15 protein-coding genes are annotated in these 17,313 nt (G+C 41.7%); all 15 read left to right on the forward strand.

What is annotated here, in order from left to right; genetic code table 11:
• Nucleotides 1–11 precede the first annotated feature (11 nt).
• The 15 genes from rsmH (at nucleotide 12) to lpxC (ending at nucleotide 17,265) form a co-directional block, all read left to right on the forward strand.
• Nucleotides 12–950, forward strand: coding sequence for a 16S rRNA (cytosine(1402)-N(4))-methyltransferase RsmH (gene rsmH, locus P20429_RS10810; protein ID WP_008167099.1), 939 nt, complete (start codon nucleotides 12–14; stop codon nucleotides 948–950).
• Nucleotides 947–1,273: a cell division protein FtsL gene (gene ftsL / locus P20429_RS10805; RefSeq protein ID WP_007582915.1), complete on the forward strand. Its 327-nt coding sequence runs from the start codon at nucleotides 947–949 to the stop codon at nucleotides 1,271–1,273. The genes rsmH and ftsL overlap by 4 nt, the downstream gene beginning before the upstream one ends.
• Complete coding sequence (locus tag P20429_RS10800) at nucleotides 1,270–3,087, forward strand: peptidoglycan glycosyltransferase FtsI (RefSeq protein WP_010554293.1); 1,818 nt, start codon at nucleotides 1,270–1,272, stop codon at nucleotides 3,085–3,087. The genes ftsL and P20429_RS10800 overlap by 4 nt, the downstream gene beginning before the upstream one ends.
• Nucleotides 3,080–4,558 (forward strand): UDP-N-acetylmuramoyl-L-alanyl-D-glutamate--2,6-diaminopimelate ligase, encoded by a 1,479-nt coding sequence (murE, locus tag P20429_RS10795; protein ID WP_007582919.1) that lies wholly within the window; start codon nucleotides 3,080–3,082, stop codon nucleotides 4,556–4,558. The genes P20429_RS10800 and murE overlap by 8 nt, the downstream gene beginning before the upstream one ends.
• Complete coding sequence (murF, locus tag P20429_RS10790) at nucleotides 4,555–5,937, forward strand: UDP-N-acetylmuramoyl-tripeptide--D-alanyl-D-alanine ligase (RefSeq protein WP_007582921.1); 1,383 nt, start codon at nucleotides 4,555–4,557, stop codon at nucleotides 5,935–5,937. Before murE ends, murF begins: the two co-directional genes overlap by 4 nt.
• Entirely contained in the window at nucleotides 5,937–7,019 is a 1,083-nt protein-coding gene (gene mraY / locus P20429_RS10785) for a phospho-N-acetylmuramoyl-pentapeptide-transferase (protein ID WP_007582922.1), read from the forward strand. Before murF ends, mraY begins: the two co-directional genes overlap by 1 nt.
• Nucleotides 7,020–8,354, forward strand: coding sequence for a UDP-N-acetylmuramoyl-L-alanine--D-glutamate ligase (gene murD / locus P20429_RS10780; protein WP_007582925.1), 1,335 nt, complete (start codon nucleotides 7,020–7,022; stop codon nucleotides 8,352–8,354).
• Complete coding sequence (gene ftsW, locus P20429_RS10775; protein WP_007582927.1) at nucleotides 8,351–9,526, forward strand: cell division protein FtsW; 1,176 nt, start codon at nucleotides 8,351–8,353, stop codon at nucleotides 9,524–9,526. Before murD ends, ftsW begins: the two co-directional genes overlap by 4 nt.
• Nucleotides 9,523–10,599, forward strand: a complete 1,077-nt coding sequence (gene murG, locus P20429_RS10770; RefSeq protein WP_007582929.1) for an undecaprenyldiphospho-muramoylpentapeptide beta-N-acetylglucosaminyltransferase — start codon at nucleotides 9,523–9,525, stop codon at nucleotides 10,597–10,599. Before ftsW ends, murG begins: the two co-directional genes overlap by 4 nt.
• On the forward strand, nucleotides 10,600–12,051 hold the full coding sequence (murC, locus tag P20429_RS10765; RefSeq protein WP_002957994.1) for a UDP-N-acetylmuramate--L-alanine ligase: 1,452 nt from the start codon (nucleotides 10,600–10,602) through the stop codon (nucleotides 12,049–12,051).
• Nucleotides 12,048–12,968 (forward strand): D-alanine--D-alanine ligase, encoded by a 921-nt coding sequence (locus P20429_RS10760; protein WP_007582932.1) that lies wholly within the window; start codon nucleotides 12,048–12,050, stop codon nucleotides 12,966–12,968. The genes murC and P20429_RS10760 overlap by 4 nt, the downstream gene beginning before the upstream one ends.
• Nucleotide 12,969: 1 nt before the next feature.
• Nucleotides 12,970–13,749 carry a cell division protein FtsQ/DivIB gene (locus tag P20429_RS10755; protein WP_007582934.1) on the forward strand — a complete coding sequence of 260 codons (780 nt, stop codon included), beginning with the start codon at nucleotides 12,970–12,972 and terminating at the stop codon, nucleotides 13,747–13,749.
• Nucleotides 13,746–14,978 (forward strand): cell division protein FtsA, encoded by a 1,233-nt coding sequence (ftsA, locus tag P20429_RS10750; protein WP_007582937.1) that lies wholly within the window; start codon nucleotides 13,746–13,748, stop codon nucleotides 14,976–14,978. The genes P20429_RS10755 and ftsA overlap by 4 nt, the downstream gene beginning before the upstream one ends.
• Before the next feature lie 21 nt (nucleotides 14,979–14,999).
• A complete protein-coding gene (ftsZ, locus tag P20429_RS10745) occupies nucleotides 15,000–16,247 on the forward strand; it encodes a cell division protein FtsZ (RefSeq protein WP_007582938.1) in 1,248 nt (415 codons plus the stop codon).
• A gap of 106 nt (nucleotides 16,248–16,353) precedes the next feature.
• On the forward strand, nucleotides 16,354–17,265 hold the full coding sequence (gene lpxC / locus P20429_RS10740; RefSeq protein WP_007582940.1) for a UDP-3-O-acyl-N-acetylglucosamine deacetylase: 912 nt from the start codon (nucleotides 16,354–16,356) through the stop codon (nucleotides 17,263–17,265).
• Nucleotides 17,266–17,313: the final 48 nt, after the last annotated feature.

Genomic DNA, 17,313 nt, shown 5'->3' on the forward strand with positions numbered 1-17,313 from the left:
AATAATAGCTAATGACAGCGCAATTTGAACACGTATCCGTATTAATGGACGAAACCATCGATGCCCTCGCAATTAAGCCAGATGGTATATACATGGATGGTACGTTTGGACGTGGCGGCCACTCTGGACAAATTTTAGCACGCCTAGGTGATGAAGGTCGCCTGCAAGCAATTGACCAAGATCCACAAGCGATACAATCAGCCGAAAAATTTGCTGATGATCCACGTTTTGCGATTGCACATACTCGTTTTTCAAATTTATACGAAGTAGCAGAGCAGAACGATCTCATTGGTAAAGTGGATGGCATTTTATTAGACATTGGTGTCTCGTCGCCACAACTTGATGACGCTGCGCGTGGTTTTAGTTTCATGAAAGATGGGCCACTTGATATGCGCATGGACCCAACAACAGGTCGCAGTGCTGCACAGTGGTTAGCAGAAGCCGAGTTAGATGATATTACCCACGTAATTAAAAAACTGGGCGAAGAAAAGTTTGGTAAACGCATTGCACACAAAGTACTCGAAGTTCGTGAGCACACGCCAATCACAACAACCAAGCAACTTGCTGACCTTGTTGATGAAGCAGTACCGGTAAAAGATAAGTTTAAGCACCCTGCAACACGTACTTTTCAGGCGATTCGTATTTATATCAATAGCGAGCTTGAAGAGATTCAAACAGCGCTACAGTCTGCAGTTAAAGTGCTAAAGCCAGGCGGACGTTTAGTGGTGATTTCGTTTCACTCACTAGAGGATCGTATTGTAAAACAGTTTATTAGAAAACAGAGTAGGGGAGAAGTGTTACCCAGAGGTCTGCCTTTAACTGATGCACAAATAAATAAAAACCTGACGTTAAAAGCAGTGGGTAAGGCTATTAAGCCAAGTACTGTTGAAGTAGAACGTAATCCACGTTCTCGTAGTTCTGTACTTAGGATTGCACAGAGGTTGGGATGAGTAAAAAAGCGAGCTATCGTCAACCCAATTTATTCTTTGAAATATTAAAAGGCCTAGGTGCTAACAAGCTAACCTCGGCCTTGTTGGTTGTGATATTCGCTTCTAGTTTAGCTGTTGTGCAAACAACACATTTAGCTCGTGGGCAACTTATAAAGCAAGATCAATTATTACAAGAACGTGATGAACTCGATTTAGAGTGGCGCTACTTACTTGTTGAAGAAGAATTTTATTCGCAACATGCACGCATTGAAGAAGTTGCTATATCACAATTAAAAATGAAACGACCTACGAGTCAAGATGAGCAGGTAATAATAGTACAATGAGAAATAGAGGCAAAAAACCAGTCACTAATTTAATCACATGGCGCTTTATGCTGGTGTGTACAGTTGTGTTTATGGTGTTTGTAACACTCGTATCTCGCGCTGCTTATTTACAAGTGATAGAACCCGATAAAGCACGTTCAGAAAGTGATAAACGCACGGTGCGTGTTGAAAAACTGCATGTGCAACGCGGAATGATTTTTGACCGCAATGGTAAAGAATTAGCGGTAAGTGTGCCTGTGGTAAGTGTATATGCTGATCCTAAAGCATTACATAAATCGCTTGTATCTAAAGTAATCAAACAAGCCCGCAAAAGCGGCGAAGATCACTTATCTTTAACTGAAAACACTGTTGAGCTTGATAAGCGTACTGCACTTTATTATAAAAACGATTTACGCTGGCGCGAGCTTGCAGATGTGCTGCGTATTGATCCTAAAAAGATTAATTCTCGACTTTTAAACGATCCTTCGCGTCGCTTTGTGTATTTAAAGCGCCAAGTTACTCCTGCTGTAGCAAATTATATTGGTGATTTACGCCTCCCTGGTATCCATTTACTAGATGAATCTAAACGCTACTACCCTGCAGGTGAAGTTACCGCGCATGTAATTGGTTTTACCAATATCGATGGCAAAGGCATTGAAGGCATTGAAAAGCTATACGAAAACGCTTTAACGGGCGAGGAAGGCCGCCGTACCATTCGTAAAGACGCACAAGGGCGTGAGGTAGAAGTACTTGACGAACGTGAACGTGTAGAGCCAGAAAGTATAGAACTAAGTATTGATCAACGAATTCAAGCCATTGCGTACAAGGCCGTAAAATCAGCTGTACTGACTTATAAAGCCACATCGGGCTCAGCTATGGTAGTTGATGTTAAAACCGGTGAAGTACTGGCAATGGTAAATAGCCCTTCATTTAATCCAAACAACTTAAGCGATGCTGCACCTCATAAGCGTCGTAACCGCGCAATTACAGATTTGTTTGAACCAGGCTCAACTGTTAAGCCTCTAGCCATTTTGGCTGGGCTAGACTACGGCGCCATTCAGGCAGATGACACGATTGATACCTACCCAGGTTGGATGCGTTTAGGTGGTAGTTTAGTTAGAGATACTCGTAATCACGGCGAACTAACACTGCGCGAAATACTAAAGTACTCCTCAAACATGGGAGTTGCGAAGGTTACTCAGTTAGTGCCTAAAGATTACCTTGTTGGTTTATACCAAAAAGTAGGCTTTGGTAGTGATACTGGAACAGGCATGGTCGGTGAAAGCAGCGGTTTGTTTTATCCAAATCGTCGTTGGTCTGACTTTGAAATTGCCACTTTATCATTTGGTTATGCGATTTCGGTAAGTACTGCGCAAATGGCGCGCTTTTATACCATGTTAGGCGCTGGTGGAGTTAATCGACCACTGACTATTTTAAAGCAAGACAATATACCTGAAGGCGAACGTATTTTTAAACAAAAAGACGTAGAAGCCGTAGTGCACATGATGGAAAGTGTATTTGAAAAAGACGGTACTGCTCGCAACATAAAAGTTGATGGGTATCGTGCAGCTGGTAAAACAGGTACATCTAAAAAAGCCGTAGCAGGTGGTTATGGTGATGAATATGTAGGTTATTTTGCAGGTGTAGCGCCGGCAAGTAATCCTCGTTTAGCCGTGGTAGTTATGATTAATGAACCAGGTGGTGATGTGTACTATGGAGGTGCCACCGCTGGCCCTGCATTTGCAGAAATCATCTCTAACGCATTAAGAATATTAAACGTAGCGCCTGACAAGGAAGAGGTTGCGTACGTACAAGGTAAAGATAACGATGCGTGATTTAAAGGATATTTTAAAATACATCGAAATAGATGCGCCCTCGCAACTGGTAAAACATTTACGCCTTGATAGCCGTGAAGTAACGCCAGGTGATGTATTTGTTGCTATTAAAGGCCATGCACTTGATGGCGGTCAATTTATTAATAAAGCAATTGAAAATGGCGCAACAGCTATTATTGCTGACAGATTATGTGAATTTGAAACAAGTTTTGAGCCACTATATTTAGTTTCGGAGCTTGATAAAAAGCTTCCAGAATTAGCAAGTCGCTTTTATAGCCAGCCAAGTCAGGCTCTTGATTTAATTGGTGTGACAGGTACAAACGGTAAATCGACAACCACAGCAATGATTGCCCACTTAGCGCAATTTTGCAGTACTGATTCGGCTATTATTGGCACTTTAGGTTATGGTCATCCTGATAACTTAATTCCACTGATTAATACCACACCTTCAACGGTTGATTTACAGCATATTTTGAGCGATTTAAATTCGCAGCATAAAAAGCTGGTAGCCATGGAAGTGTCATCTCATGGATTAGTGCAGCAGCGTGTTGCTAAATGCGCGTTTAAAGCGGCTGTGTTTACTAATCTTTCGCGCGATCACTTAGATTACCATGGTGATATGGCAAGTTACGGTGATGCGAAACTAATGCTTTTCCGTGATTTTGAGCCGCAAGTTGTAGTGCTTAATCAAGATGATTCTCAAGCTGAGCAATGGCTTGAAAAGTATGATTTTAATAACCTAATCTGTTATGGCCGCAAAAACTTAGCCCCTAAGAATGCTCAGTACGTTTATTTTTCTAATGTTGAATATTCAAGTGAAGGTATTTCGGCGCAGTTATCGACTAGTTGGGGTGATATGTCGATTAAATCGCCTCTGTTTGGCGAATTTAATTTATATAACTTAACGGCCGCGATCGCTACATTACTAGGGCTTGGTTATCCGCTTGAGCAATTAGTTTCAGGTTGTGCGCAGTTACAGCCAGTAGCTGGGCGAATGCAAGCATTTAGCCAAGCAGGCATGCCGACGTGTGTTGTTGATTACGCGCATACACCCGATGCACTTGCACTTGCATTACAAGCGTTGCAGCTGCATGTGCCAGGTGGTGTAAGTTGTGTATTTGGTTGCGGTGGTGACAGAGACAAAGGAAAGCGTGCATTGATGGCGCAAGCTGCAGAGCAAAACGCTAATAAAGTTATTATTACGAGTGATAACCCTCGCTCAGAAAACCCTGATGACATTATTGCAGATGTAGCTGGCGGTTTAACCCATCCTCAAAATGCACATTTAGAGGCTGATAGAGCAACTGCAATTCGTTTTGCTATAGAAAACGCTACAGCTGATGAGGTTATTTTGATTGCAGGTAAAGGCCACGAAGATTATCAAATTATAGGCGATAAGCGAATCGACTTTTGCGATCGCCGGTATGTACAAGAACAACTAAAAAAAGCAGTAAGAGGGATAACACAATGATCCCAATGGATTTTGATTGGTTAGCTAATGTGCTAACAACCGATTATCAAGGTGATAATCAACACGTACTTAATATAAATACTGATACTCGTACAGTGTGCGATGGCGAAGTGTTTTTAGCACTGAAAGGGCCAAATTTTGATGGGCATAAATTTATAGCTGAGGCTAAACAAAAAGGCGCTATTGGCGTTATTGTTCAGCACAAAGTTGATGTAGATATTCCACAATTTATAGTAAGCGATACACGTATTGCACTAGGTGCAATTGGCACCGCTGTTATGGCCCAAGTGGCGCCTAAAACAATTGCAATTACAGGTAGTGTAGGCAAAACCACCGTAAAAGAAATGTGTGCGGCAATTTTGTCGGTTCACGGTGATGTATTAGCTACTAAAGGTAATTTTAATAACGATATTGGCGTCCCACTTACGTTATTGCGCTTAGAGCCTCAACATCGCTTTGCAGTAATTGAACTAGGTGCAAATCACTTAGGTGAAATTGCTTACACCACTGCAATGACAAAACCAGATGTAGCCGTTGTATGTAATGTTGCAGCAGCCCACTTAGAAGGTTTTGGTAGTTTAATGGGCGTCGCAAAAGCTAAAGGTGAGATTTTTGATGGCCTTAAAGATGACGGCGTTGCAATTGTTAACTGCGATAGTGAATTTAGCCAATATTGGTTAGATAAGCTTGAAGGGCGTAATGTTAAACGTTTTTCTACAACTGAAAAACTAGATATTTGGGCAGAGAACATCACGCTTGATGCCAACGCTCGCGCAAGCTTTACACTTTGTACTAAAGATAAGCAGGTCCCTGTTACTTTGGCACTTCCGGGTAAGCACAATATTAGTAATGCACTTATCGCTGCTGCACTGACCAGTGAATTTAATGTAACCCTTGAAGAAATAGCCAATGCACTTGCCACAATGGGGGATGTAAAAGGGCGCGTTAATTTAATTGAAGTGTCTGATTTACTCACCGTGGTTGATGATACCTATAATGCCAATGTTAAGTCTGTAAAGGCTGCGATTGACTTGTTAAGTGATATGCAAGGTCACCGCATTTTAGCACTCGGAGATATGGGTGAGCTAGGTGAAGATGCACGTAAGTACCATCAAGAAGTTGGCGAGTATGCACTTGAGCAAGGGATTGATGAGTTATTTACATTAGGTGTATTAAGTAAATACGCAAGTGATGTGTTTGAACTACCTAATCGCCACTTTTCGAGCCGCGAACAGATGCAGCAAAAAATTCAAGAAAGTATTAATAAAGTGAATACTAAAACAACAATAGTAGTGAAAGGATCGCGCAGTTCTCGCATGGAATTATTAGTAACCGATTTAGTTAATGGCCAGCAACAAGCCATCAATGGAGTATCATAATGTTAGTTTGGCTGGCAGAGTATTTAACACAGTATTTTAGTGGTTTTCATGTTTTTTCGTATTTAACGCTACGTGCCATTTTAGGTATTTTAACTGCGCTAATTATGTCTCTTTATTTAGGACCTAAGTTAATTCGTGGTTTGCAACGTATGCAAATAGGCCAAACAGTTCGAGACGACGGTCCGCAATCGCATTTGTCTAAGTCGGGTACACCGACTATGGGTGGCTTACTTATTTTAGCGGCCATTTTTACCAGCACGCTACTTTGGGCCGATTTATCAAATAAATACGTATGGGCAACACTGTTTGTAATTGGCTCTTTAGGTATTGTTGGCTTTGTTGATGATTACCGTAAAGTTATTCGTAAAGATCCAAAAGGCTTAATTGCTAAGTGGAAGTACTTTTGGCAGTCGGTCATTGCATTAGTTGTAGCTACTGCTTTGTATTTTACCAGTGCACAAGCATCTGAAACATCACTTGTTGTTCCATTTTTTAAAGACGTGTTACCGCAATTAGGTTTGTTTTATATCGTGCTTACGTATTTTGCCATAGTAGGTACATCAAACGCGGTAAACCTGACCGATGGTTTAGATGGCTTGGCGATTGTGCCAATTATTTTAGTGGCTTCAGCACTGGCAATTATTGCTTACTTAACAGGTAATATTAACTTTTCGGCTTACTTACATATTCCACATTTACCGCTGGCGAGTGAGCTTGTGGTTGTATGTACTGCCATTGTGGGCGCAGGGCTTGGCTTTTTATGGTTTAACACTTACCCAGCACAAGTATTTATGGGCGATGTTGGCTCATTAGCACTTGGTGGTGCATTAGGTATTATTGCTGTTTTAGTACGCCAAGAGTTACTGCTTATTATTATGGGCGGTGTATTTGTAATGGAAGCGCTATCGGTAATATTACAAGTGGGGTCGTATAAATTACGCGGACAACGCATTTTTAGAATGGCGCCGATTCATCATCATTATGAATTAAAAGGTTGGCCAGAGCCTCGCGTTATTGTGCGCTTTTGGATTATTTCTGTTGTGCTAGTGCTTGCTGGCTTAGCTACTTTAAAGATTCGATAAATGCAGTATTTAAACGAGATAAAAAACAAACAAATAACAGTGCTCGGACTCGGTGTAACCGGTCTGGGCATTGTGCGTTTTCTATTATCTCATGGCCTCACACCAAAGGTCGTTGATAGCCGAGTAACCCCGCCGGGGATTGATTGGTTAAAAGAGCACGCGCCAACTCTAGATACCCACTTCGGTAAGTTGGATGACGCAGAGCTTTGTTCAAGCGATATGATTATTATAAGCCCTGGGCTTAGCTTAAAAATACCAGCTGTTGCAGATGTAATTAACGCAGGTGTTGAAGTGATTGGCGACGTTGAGTTATTTGCACGCATTAATACAAAACCTGTTGTTGCAGTAACGGGCTCTAACGGTAAATCAACCGTGGTGACGCTCGCTTATGAGGTGTTAAAAGAAGCCGGCTATAAAGTTGCTTTGGGTGGGAATATTGGCACAGCGGTACTTGATTTACTCAATGATGATTTTGATGTGTATGTGCTTGAGTTATCGAGTTTTCAGTTAGATACCACAACGAGTTTAAAACCAGTAAGTGCAACGGTATTAAATGTGTCTGAAGATCATCTTGATCGCTACGACAGTTACCAAGCTTATATAGACTCAAAGCTAAGTATTTATAATTTTGCAGAGCTTATTGTTGTCAATGCAGACGATAGTCAAACACATCCTGTTGAGCGTGGTACGGCTCCTCTAATTAGCTTTGGTGCTCAACAAGGTGATTACCATTTAGCGCAGCACAATGGCGAAACTCACTTTATGGTTAAAGGCGATGCCTTTTTACCTGTTGATACACTTGCGGTAGTGGGTAAGCACAATTATTTAAATACGCTTGCAGTAATGGCGCTCTTAAGTCCGTTTGAAGTAAGCAAAGAGCAATATAAAAATGCATTAGGTCAATTTAATGGGTTGGCTCATCGCTGCCAATTTGTAGCTGAGCTTAACGGTGTAAAGTATTTTAACGATTCAAAGGCAACTAATGTTGGAGCGACCATTGCTGCAATAGATAGTTTAGCTAGTGACGGTGAAAATCTGATTGTTATTGCTGGTGGCGATGCCAAAGGCGCTGATTTAAATGCGCTTAAACCCTACATAGAACAGCATGTAAAAGCATTAATTTGTTTTGGTAAAGATGCAAGTGACTTAGCTGCGATTACCAATAAGAGTTATTTAACTAACAATATGGAAGAAGCCGTTACTTTGGCCAAAGTACTTAGTAGTACAGGCAATATTGTTTTATTAGCACCCGCATGTGCCAGCATTGATATGTATAACAATTATATGCAACGCGGTGATGACTTTGTTCAGTGTGTAATGGCAGAGGCGTTATGATTGCTTTTGCCGATATAAGAGACGCATTAACACCTAAGCCTTCGGCGCAGTTATACGATGTACCGCTATTGTACTGCGTAATAATGCTCATTGGTGTTGGTTTTATCATGGTGACCAGCGCATCAATGCCTACCGCAGAGCGGTTATTTGATGACCCGTACCATATTACCATTCGCCACAGCATGTTTTTGGCAATGGCGTTTGTGCTTTTTTGGATAAGCGTTTGTGTGCCAATGGAGTGGTGGAAACGATCAAACCCTTATCTATTAATACTAGGCATGGTGCTATTAATAGCGGTATTGATTATTGGGCGTGAAGTAAACGGCGCTAAACGATGGATACCTATTGGACCTGTTGGTTTTCAGGTGGCTGAGGCCGCTAAGTTGTACTTTTTTAGTTATATTGCGGGTTATTTGGTAAGAAAACGCGAAGAAGTACAAGAAAATATTAAAGGCTTTGCAAAGCCAATTGCTGTATTTGCAGTGTATGCACTGCTTATTCTGCTACAGCCAGATTTAGGCACAGTGGTTGTTATGTTTGTAACAACGGTTGGTTTATTGTTTTTAGCTGGTGCTAAGTTATGGCAGTTTTTTGTACTTATTTTAACGGGCGTTGGTCTGGTTGTATTACTTATTATTGTTGAACCATATCGTATGGCACGTGTTGTTGGCTTTTTAGACCCTTGGGATGATCCTTTTGGCAAGGGTTATCAGTTGGTGCAATCGCTAATGGCATATAGCCAGGGTGGTTGGTTTGGCCAAGGCTTAGGTAACAGTGTACAAAAACTACAATATTTACCTGAAGCACATAACGATTTTATTTTTGCCGTTATAGGTGAAGAACTTGGCTTAATAGGCGTTGTAAGTATTTTAACGGTATTAGCTACTTTAGTATTTAGAGCCTTATTAATAGGCCAACAAGCCCTTAAGTGCGGCAAGGAATACGAAGGCTACTTTTCATTTGCCATTGGTATTTGGTTTGCATTTCAAACCATGGTGAATGTAGGTGCGAGCGCGGGTATTTTACCGACGAAGGGTTTAACCCTGCCGTTTATTTCTTATGGCGGCTCAAGCTTATTAATTATGACGATTGCCACGGGTATTTTATTACGCGTAGATTTTGAAACCAAAATGGCAACCAAACAAGCCACCTCACGCGGAGGTAAGCGATGAGTAAAAAATTAGTAGTAGTGGCTGGTGGAACTGGCGGACACATTTTTCCCGGTATTGCAGTGGCCGATTATTTAAAACAGCAGGGCTGGCAAGTTAGCTGGATCGGCACACCAGATCGAATGGAAGCGAGCGTTGTACCTAAGCACAATATAGATATTGATTTTATTAACGTTAAAGGTGTTCGTGGTAACGGATTAAAGCGTCTTATTAAAGCCCCATTCATGGTAATTAATGCAGTATTGCAGGCGCGTAAGGTATTGAAAGAACAGCGTCCTGATGTAGTACTTGCAATGGGCGGTTATGTTACGGGTCCAACGGGAATTGCCGCAAAAAGTTTAGGTATCCCGCTGGTTATTCACGAGCAAAACGCTGTAGCGGGTATGAGCAATAAACTGCTAGCTAAGGTGGCTACACGAGTATTAGCTGCATTTCCAAGTGCTTTTGCACAGGGTCAAGCCGAGCTAGTAGGTAACCCAGTTCGCCAAAGCGTTATGAATATAGCCAAACGCGATGTATCAAGCCCTATTAATATTTTAGTAGTGGGCGGCTCGCTTGGTGCGCAAGTGCTTAATCAAACATTACCAGAAGCATTTAAAGTACTAAATAATACAGCTCCAATAAGTATATGGCATCAAACAGGTAAGGGTCATTTAACTACCGTAGAAGCCGCTTATAAAATGCATGCTTTTACAGGCAGTAATACAAAAATAGCTGAATTTATTGATGATATGGACGCAGCGTATAGCTGGGCTGACATTGTTGTTTGCCGTGCTGGTGCGTTAACTGTTAGCGAAATTGCAGCGGCAGGTAAAATGGCCGTTTTTGTTCCGTTTCCACATGCTGTGGATGACCATCAAACAGCGAACGCACAATATTTAGTGATGGCTAATGGCGCATTATTAATGCCACAAGGGCAGTTTAATAAACAATCAATTGTTGAACTATTAAGCCCGTATTTAGCCCAACCTTCATTAATTACTGAAATGGCTACAAATGCAAAAAAACAAGCCATTTTAGATGCCACAGCAAGCGTAGCAACGCACTGTGAGCAAGTAACAAATAAGAGAAAATAAGTGAAAGAAACGTCAGTACAAGAAAAACACACACGCCCTGCAATGCGCCGAATAGAAACCATTCACTTTATTGGTATTGGTGGAGCAGGTATGGGCGGTATTGCTGAAGTACTCGCTTTTGAAGGCTACCGTATTACAGGTTCTGACATTGCCCACAGCGCTATGACAGATCGTTTAATTAAAGCCGGTGCAGAAGTATTTATAGGCCATCATGAAAATAACGTGAAAGATGCCAATGTAGTCGTTGTTTCAAGTGCGATTGATGAAACAAACCCTGAAATTATTGCAGCTAAAGCCGCAAGAGTTCCGGTTGTACGCCGTGCAGAAATGCTGGCTGAACTAATGCGTTTTCGTCACGGCATAGCCATTGCGGGTACGCATGGTAAAACAACAACAACAAGCTTAATTGCGAGTATTTATGGACAAGCAGGCCTTGATCCAACGTTTATTATTGGTGGCTTGTTAAATAGCGCAGGTAGTAACGCAAAAGTAGGCAAAAGTGATTTTTTAATTGCAGAAGCTGATGAAAGCGACGCGTCGTTTTTACACTTACAGCCAATGGTCTCGGTGATCACAAATATCGAAGAAGATCACATGGATACTTACGGTGGCAGTCTTGAAAAGATGAAAGACACATATGTGGATTTTATTCATAACTTGCCGTTTTATGGTTTAGCTGTTGTATGTATTGATTCTGAAGTTGCTGCTGAACTTATTCCGCGTTTTGGTCGCCCAGTTATCACGTATGGCGAATCGAAGGATGCTGATTACCGCATGAGCGATTTTAGCCAATCAGCTAATACATGCACATTTACAGTAACTAACAAGCAAGGTGAGTGTTTAACTGCCACGTTGAATATGCCAGGTAGACATAACGCACTTAATGCAACCGCTGCAATTGCTGTGGCAAAAGATCAAAACATTGCGAACCATGCAATTTTAGAAGCGCTGCAGAAGTTTGAAGGTATTGGTCGTCGTTTTCAACACTATGGTGAATTTGAAAACGAGCGTGGCAATGTGATGTTAGTTGATGATTACGGGCATCATCCTTCAGAAGTTGCAGCAACAATTGCAGCAGTACGTGAAGGTTGGCCTGATAAGCGTTTAGTAATGGTATATCAACCTCATAGATTTTCCCGTACACGCGACTTATACGAAGATTTTGTAAAAGTACTTGCTGATGTAGATCAGTTGCTACTGCTTGATGTGTATAGCGCTGGTGAAGATCCTATTGTCGGCGCAGACAGCAAAAGCTTATGCCGTAGCCTTCGTCAACGTGGCAAAGAGCCGCTGCATGTAGCAACAAATGCAGAGCTTGCAGGCGTTTTGGCCGCAAATTTACAAAATAATGATTTAGTATTAACCCAAGGCGCTGGTAATATAGGTCAGTTAGTTAAAACATTAGCTGCGACGGGTATGTCGATAGAAAAACTTAAGCAAGGTGAAGTATGACTCAGGTAAACACACAATTTGGTAAAGTAGCGGTACTGCTAGGTGGTAACTCAGCAGAACGTGAAGTGTCTTTACGATCGGGTCAGGCTGTTTTAAATGCGCTGCAAAATAGTGGCATTGATGCAATTGCATTTGACCCGCAAAGTCGTTCTTTGTGGGAGTTAAAAGAATTAAATGTAGAGCGCGTTTTTATTGCTTTGCATGGTCGTGGTGGTGAAGACGGAACTGTACAAGGTGCGCTTGAATTTATGAACCTGCCTTACACGGGCAGTAATGTACTGGGTTCAGCACTTGCTATGGATAAAGTACGTTGTAAGCACTTATTTAAATCAGCGGGTTTAAGCACTGCACCTTATACCGTAGTTGACGCTAAAAAAGGCTTTGATGCTGCAGCTATTATGGGTGAGTTTAAAAAGGTAATGGTTAAGCCATCGCACGAAGGCTCAAGCATAGGTATGGCGCAAGCAAGTACAGCACAAGAACTTGAAGACGCACTAGCTAATGCATTTAAGTTTGATAATCAAGTGCTTGTAGAGCAGTGGATCACGGGACGTGAATTCACAGTTACAGTGCTTGGCGATGAAGTACAACCAGTCATTGAAATGACTACGCCAAATGGTTTTTACGATTACCAAGCTAAGTATCAATCAAATACAACGCAGTATCATTGCCCTGCAGATTTATCAGAGCAAGATGCTAAGTACTTACAAGCTATATCGCTAGATGCATTTGATTTAGTGGGCGCAAGTGGTTGGGGCCGTGTTGATGCGATGCAAGACGAGCAAGGTAACTTTTATCTGCTTGAAGTAAATACAGTGCCAGGGATGACTGAAAAGTCGTTAGTGCCAATGGCGGCAAAAGCGAATGGGGCAACTTTTGAACAATTAGTTGTTCGCATTTTAGAGCAAACGCTTTAATATGCATCCCCTTTTAGAAAAAGCTCAGGAAATCAAACTGAAACTTAATTGGTCTCTGATTTTTGGTGTGAGCTTTTTTCTGATAGTTGTAATTGGCTTAGTGCAAATTACAACAGGTGTATCGGATTGGTTAGTTGAAAACAAAGATGCTCAAATTAAGCACCTTACAGTGCAAGGGCAGCCTAAATACACAGATGAAACGGCAATTATAAAAGCGATTAAAAAAGCCGATTTAAGTAGTTTTTTTGAACTTGATGTTAAGCATGTGCAGCAGCTAGTTCAAGACTTACCCTGGGTTGCTACCGCTTCGGTGCGTAAACAATGGCCTGATACTATACAAGTATATGTTGTTGAACATGAAGTAGTAGCACATTGGAATAGCGACTTATTGCTCAACCAAAGTGGTCAGGCATTTCAAGCCAGCAGCGATAAGTTAGATGATGACTTACCGCAGTTATACGGCCCAGAAGGCAGCGAAGAAGAAGCGTGGATTGCTTTTAAGCAATTTGATGAAATGCTAAAAGTTAACGGCTTAACGTTAACAAGTTTGGCATTGTCGGAGCGCTTTTCGTGGCAACTATGGTTAGATAACGGAATACGTTTAAATTTAGGACGTAAAGATAAAGCCAAGCGTGTACAACGTTTTATAGACGTTTATCCACGAATGGAACAACGTGCAGATGCACAAGTAGATACAATAGATTTACGGTATGATACCGGCCTTGCAGTCAGCTTTAAGCCAGTGCAAGAAGAACAATTACAAAATAAGAGTAAGGCATGACTAAGTCAGCAGAAAGAAACCTAGTAATAGGGTTAGACGTTGGCACCTCGAAAGTGGTTGCCACGGTAGGTGAAATCACCGCAGATAACAAGCTCAGCATTGTTGGTGTGGGCAGCCAAGTATCTCATGGTATGGATAAAGGCGGCGTTAACGATTTAAACTTAGTGTCTGAGTCTATTCGCCGAGCAATAGACGAAGCCGAGTTAATGGCTGATTGTCGTATTAGCTCTGTGTATTTGGGTATTTCTGGCAAACATATACAGTGCCAAAACGAAAGTGGCGTGGTGGCAATTAATAACACCGAAGTCACTGACGAAGACATTGAAAATGTAATTCATATTGCGCGTTCTGTGCCTATTTCGGCAGAACGTAAAATGCTGCATGCATTGCCACAAGAATACAGTATCGACATGCAAGAGGGCATTAAAAACCCACTTGGTATGAGTGGTGTTCGTATGGAAGCGCGTGCACACATTATTACGTGTTCAAACGATATGGCAAAAAATATCGAGAAATGCGTAGAGCGCTGTGGTCTTGAAGTCGATCAACTTATCTTTACTGCATTAGCGTCATGTTATTCTGTACTAACAGATGACGAAAAAGAGCTAGGTGTTGCAGTACTTGATATTGGTGGCGGCACTATGGATATCACCATTTATATTAATGGCGCACTTCGTCACTCTGCGGTTATTCCAGTGGCGGGTAACCAAGTTACTGGTGATATTGCAAAAATATTTCGCACACCTATATCACATGCCGAGTCACTCAAAGTACAATACGCATGTGCTAGTAGCCAAATGGCAAGTAGCGAAGACACAATTGAAGTACCAAGTGTAGGCGGACGACCAGCAAGGTTAATGTCGCGCCATACATTATCTGAGGTGGTAGAGCCTCGTTTTAGAGAATTATTTGAGCTTGCGATGGAAGAAATTCGTCGTTCAGGCTTAGAAGACCAAATTGCGGCAGGTCTCGTTATTACAGGCGGAACTGCTAAAATGACTGGCGCGATGGAAGTGGCAGAAGACATCTTCCAAATGCCAGTAAGAATAGGCAAGCCAATCGGGATGGTTGGTTTGACAGACTATGTAGATGATCCTTCGTACGCAACCGCTGTTGGTTTGTTACAATACGGGCGTACCATGCAATCGATGAATGCACAAAAGTCGAAAGCAGAGGATAACAATAATTGGTGGAACCGCATTACTAAATGGTTCCAAGGCGAGTTTTAAGACTCAAGTCGGAGAGTAAATATGTTTGATATAATGGAACAACACAGCGAAGAAGCTGTAATAAAAGTAATCGGCGTGGGCGGTGGTGGCGGTAACGCTGTTGAGCACATGGTTAAACAACAAATAGAAGGCGTGCGTTTTATAGCCGCCAATACGGATGCGCAAGCATTACGTAACTCTGCTGCCGATATTACAGTTCAGCTAGGCACGCAAATAACCTCTGGGTTGGGTGCGGGCGCAAACCCTGAAGTAGGCCGTAAGTCGGCTGAAGAAGATGCAGATACAATTCGTGCCAGCCTTGAAGGCGCCGATATGGTATTTATTGCAGCCGGTATGGGCGGCGGTACAGGTACTGGCGCAGCACCGGTAGTTGCTAAAATTGCTAAAGAACTCGGTATTTTAACCGTTGCAGTTGTAACACGTCCTTTTGATTTTGAAGGTAAAAAACGTGCAGCAGCCGCTGAACAAGGCATTAACGAATTGTCAGAAATTGTAGATTCACTTATTACAATTCCGAACAATAAATTGCTTAAAGTTTTGGGAAAAGGGACTACACTTCTAGATGCCTTCGCTAAAGCTAATGACGTATTATTTGGTGCGGTACAAGGTATAGCAGAGCTAATTACACGTTCTGGTTTAATTAACGTGGATTTTGCCGATGTTAGAACTGTAATGTCTGCAATGGGTACTGCAATGATGGGAACGGCGTCTGCGTCAGGTCCTGATCGTGCACAAGAAGCAGCAGAAGCCGCTATCTCAAGCCCACTACTAGAAGACGTTGATTTAACAGGTGCTAAAGGTATCTTAGTTAATATCACCGCAGGTATGGACATTGCGATTGAAGAATTTGAAATTGTTGGTAATCACGTTAAAGCACTTGCGTCAGAAAACGCAACGGTTGTTGTTGGTGCGGTAATCGACCCAGAAATGACTGATGAGCTACGTGTAACGGTTGTTGCAACTGGGTTAGGCGGCGATCGTCGTCCACAGTTTGGTATTGTTGATAACGGCTTTAAAAAAGCATCAGGTTCTGATGTTGCAAGCACATCAAACCAAACGAGCAGTATGTACGTACCAAGCTTTGCAAGCCAAGATACAAACACTGAAGAAAACACTGCTAAAGCGCAAACGCAAAGCAAAGAAAAAGCGCCTACAACTAGTTCAAGCAGTGCATCAAGCTCTTCAGCACAAAATAGTAAAAAAGCGGATAAATCAGAAGGTGGTGATTATTTTGATATCCCCGCTTTTTTACGTAAGCAGGCTGATTAACATTTAATAATACTTTTGTTTGAAATATGTACAAATATTGAAAGGCAAAAGGATTTATGTTAAAATCCGCCATATAACTGTAACTGATTTAAAAGTGAGCATACCTATGATTAAACAGCGTACGATTGCAGAAGTAGTCAAAGCCATAGGAATTGGACTTCATAAAGGTGAGAAGGTCACAATAACTCTCCGACCTGCGAGCGCAAATACTGGGATTGTATTTCGTCGTGTCGACCTTGATCCGGTTGTTGATTTTGAAACAACACCTGAAGCCGTTGGTGATACGCAGTTGTGTACCTGTTTAATTAACAAAGATGGTGTTCGCTTATCGACTACTGAGCATCTTATTGCAGCCGTTGCTGCAATGGGAATTGATAATCTAATTGTAGAATTAGATAGCTCAGAAGTGCCGATTATGGATGGTAGTGCATTACCATTCATATATCTGTTACAAAAAGGCGGAATTGAAGAGCAAAACGTTGCTAAACGCTTTATCCGTATTAAAGAAAAAGTACGCATTGAAGAAGGTGATAAGTGGGCTGAAGTTGAACCATATGATGGTTTTCATATCGACTTTGAGATTGCATTTAACCACCCAGCCATCAATGAAAGTCGCCAACGTATTGGGTTGGATATAACAACGCAAAGCTTTATTGAAGAAATTAGCCGTGCGCGTACTTTTGGATTTATGAAAGATATTGAATACATGCATGCAAACAACCTAGCGCTAGGTGGTAGCATGGATAGTGCTGTGGTACTTGATGAGTTCAAAGTTTTAAATCCTAACGGTTTACGTTATAGCGACGAGTTTGTTAAGCACAAGATATTAGACTGTGTTGGTGACATGTTTATGACAGGCCATAACCTTTTAGGTAAAGTAACTGCATTTAAATCGGGTCATGATTTAAATAATAAATTACTTCGTAAAATTATGGCTACAGAGTCAGCATGGGAGTGGGCAACATTTGAAACGCCTGTGACGATGCCTGCACCCGGTCTTGAGTTAGCTCCAGCCTAAAAGCAGTAAAAGAGCAGCTCGAAAAAACAGTTATAAAAAAATGACGCT

Origin of the sequence: Pseudoalteromonas sp. BSi20429, assembly GCF_000238895.1 — a bacterium.
Classification (GTDB): Bacteria; Pseudomonadota; Gammaproteobacteria; order Enterobacterales; family Alteromonadaceae; genus Pseudoalteromonas; species Pseudoalteromonas arctica.